This is a genomic window from Paenibacillus sp. 1-18 (assembly GCF_000520755.1).
Taxonomy (GTDB): Bacteria; Bacillota; Bacilli; order Paenibacillales; family Paenibacillaceae; genus Paenibacillus; species Paenibacillus brasilensis.
This window is the reverse complement of the sequence record NZ_ASSB01000170.1, coordinates 1-682: the sequence shown is the minus strand read 5'-3', so window position 1 is coordinate 682 and position 682 is coordinate 1. Positions and strand designations below refer to the sequence as shown.

Below are 682 nucleotides of genomic sequence, written 5' to 3'. Positions count from 1 at the left end.
CCGGTCTATGCAGCCGCGGGAATTACGGGCGACCACGAATGTGTCACGCCCGAGGATGTAGCCGAGCGTATTCGGCTCGGCATGTATGCCAAAATGCGGCAAGGCTCCGCATGGCATGATGTGGCCGAGACAATTCGCGCCAGCACGGAAATGGGCCTCGATACGCGCCGCATGATGCTGGTGACGGATGATCGCAGCGCGGAGTCCCTGCTCCATGAGGGGCAGATGGATTTTGTCGTGCGTCATGCCATTGCGCAGGGCGTTAAGCCCATAACTGCGTTTCAAATGGCTACGCTGAATACGGCAGAACGCTTCGGTGTAGCCCGGGATATCGGCTCGATTATCCCCAGTGCGATTGCCGACATTATTCTGTTGGAGGGCCGACTGGCCGAGGTGAACGTGACGGCGACCATTGCAGCAGGCCAACTGGTGGCTGAGTACGGCCGAATGGTGGCTGACTGGGAGGGCTTCGTGTATCCCGCGGAAGTGATGGACACGGTCCGTCTGGGACACGAGCTGAGTGCTGCGGATTTCCGCATTGCGGCTCCAGTACAGGAGGGGAATGTACCTGTACGGGTGATTCGTGTCACGGAAAATCACGTGGACACGAAGGAAGTACGGATGACCGTTCCGGTCCGTAGAGGCGAAGTCATGGCAGATCCTGCGCAGGATTTGTGCAAAA

The 682-nt window shown here is 58.7% G+C and carries 1 protein-coding gene; it reads left to right on the top strand.

Features of this window, described 5'->3' with window-relative positions:
• Positions 1-682 (top strand): amidohydrolase family protein (locus L693_RS0110470; RefSeq protein ID WP_025717210.1); only part of this gene is annotated, 682 nt, incomplete at both ends.